Origin of the sequence: uncultured Anaerococcus sp. (assembly GCF_937934665.1) — a bacterium.
GTDB lineage: Bacteria > Bacillota > Clostridia > Tissierellales > Peptoniphilaceae > Anaerococcus.
Genome location: NZ_CALGYW010000126.1, coordinates 1 through 2,067, shown reverse-complemented (window position 1 = coordinate 2,067; position 2,067 = coordinate 1). Strand labels below are relative to the sequence as shown.

The 2,067-nt window shown below is 36.6% G+C and carries 3 protein-coding genes; all 3 read left to right on the top strand.

The genetic code is table 11. The features are described from left to right. Positions 1 to 380, top strand: a 380-nt coding sequence (locus tag Q0410_RS06655; RefSeq protein WP_299034624.1) for an ABC transporter substrate-binding protein, incomplete at its 5' end; no start/stop codon positions are given. Position 381: 1 nt separating this feature from the next. Then, on the top strand, positions 382 to 1,257 hold the full coding sequence (locus Q0410_RS06650; protein ID WP_299034621.1) for an ABC transporter permease: 876 nt from the start codon (positions 382 to 384) through the stop codon (positions 1,255 to 1,257). After that, positions 1,244 to 2,008, top strand: a complete 765-nt coding sequence (locus tag Q0410_RS06645) for an ABC transporter ATP-binding protein (RefSeq protein WP_299034618.1) — start codon at positions 1,244 to 1,246, stop codon at positions 2,006 to 2,008. The genes Q0410_RS06650 and Q0410_RS06645 overlap by 14 nt, the downstream gene beginning before the upstream one ends. Positions 2,009 to 2,067: the final 59 nt, after the last annotated feature.

Sequence of the window (2,067 nt, the reverse complement as noted above, 5' to 3'; positions counted from 1 at the left end):
TCCCTCAGGCACTCGCAAGTCTAAAATCTGGGACAGATGCCATGGTTTTTGTAACAGACAATGTAGTTGTAAATGCTATGCCGGTTATAGCAAAGACTTTGAAAGATGATAAAATTCCAAGTCTCGCCTTTGATGAAGGTTCTGTAGAAAATGGAGCCCTAATTGCAGAAGGGGTTAATTATAGAAATATTGGAAAAAGAGCAGGTGAGATGGCAGCAGATATCCTTAAGGAAAATAAGGATTTAAAAGAGATTCCTTTTGAAGATGCCAAGGACCTAGAAATGCTTGTAAATAAGGAAACAGCAGAGATTATAGGTCTCGATTTAGAAAAAGATTCTCTTAAAGATTCAAAAATAATGGAAAATAAGGAAGGAAAGTAAAATGACAGTTTTAATGAACATAATGGCCTCATCTATTGAAATAGGCCTGATATTCGGAGTCTTATCCATGGGCTATATGCTCTCCTACAAAATTTTGGAATACTATGATTTGACCCTTGAAGGATCCTATCCGCTTGGAGCATTTTTGACAGCGGCGGTAATTACAAGTGGACTTAATCCATACTTGGGATTAGTATTCTCTCTTTTGGGAGGAGCTGTGGCAGGTTCTATCACATATTTTCTCTACAAAAAAGTGAAAGTCGAGCCGCTATTAACAGGTATACTGACCCTTACAATCCTATATTCGGTAAACCTTAAAATCAAGGGCGTTTCAAACATACCAGTTGCCCAATACCCATCTATTTTTGGAAACCTTCCTAAGTGGATAATCCTAATTGCTTTTGTTATTATTATTAAATTATTAATTGATTATTTCTTAAGGAGCGAAAAGGGATATCTTTTGAAGGTCACAGGCAATAACAGAAAACTTGTAAAAGCCCTTGGCAAAGACCCAGATAAATTTGTTTTCTTAGGTCTTGTTGTATCAAATGCCCTAATAGGCCTAGCTGGTGGTCTTATGACTAATTACCAAGGCTTTGCCGACATCGGCATGGGTACAACTATGATTGTAACAGGCCTTGCATCAATCATTATTGGAGATACTATTGGCAAAAACTCGAGCAAACTTAGAGATACAACAAGGGCAATAATCGGTGCTATCGTCTATAGGATAATATCAGGCTTTGCAATCTTCTTTGGCCTAAATCCAAACGACCTTAAGCTAATTACAGCCCTAATTGTGATAGCTTTTATTGCATATAACAACTACCTAAGCAAAAAACAAGTAAAAAGGATGGTAAAAAATGTTAGAAATTAAAAATATATCCAAATCTTTTAACATCGGAACTCCTGAGCAAGTAACAATCTTTGACAATTTCTCCCTAAAAATAGATGAGGGAGTAGCGACAACCATAATAGGTCCAAATGGCTGTGGTAAGTCAACACTTATGAATATAATCTCCGGAAGTCTAGAAGTCGATAGTGGAAATATCTTAATCGACGGTGAAGATGTGACAAACTTATCTGAAGAAAAAAGAGCCGCTGTAATCGGCAAGGTAAACCAGGATCCAAAAGACGGGGTTGCGACAAATCTTGATATCTTCGAAAATATGGCCCTAGCCCTAAAAAAGGGGGAGAAATTTTCTTTAAAAAATCTACAAAAAAATGCAGATGAAGAAGAGATTATAAAAAGGCTTAAGTCCCTAAATCTAGGCCTAGAAAATAAACTTCATACCAAAACAGGGCTCCTATCAGGAGGGCAAAGGCAATCCCTATCACTTCTTATGGCTACAGCCAAAAGACCAAAGCTTCTTTTGCTTGACGAACATACAGCAGCCCTAGATCCTAAAACCAGCCGTAATATTATGGATAAAACGAGGTCTCTAATCGATACAGAAAAGATAACCACCCTTCTAATTTCCCATAACTTAAGAGATGTGGTCAGATATTCTGATAGGATTATCATGCTAAATAATGGGAAAATAGCTATTGATGTAAGGGCGAAAGATATAACAGAGCCTGAACTAATCAAAAAATACAAGGAAGAGCTTGGTGAATACGAGGACTAACTTGTAATACACAGTAGTGATTTATATGTAAAATTAAATTGTAAATGAGACTAAAAATC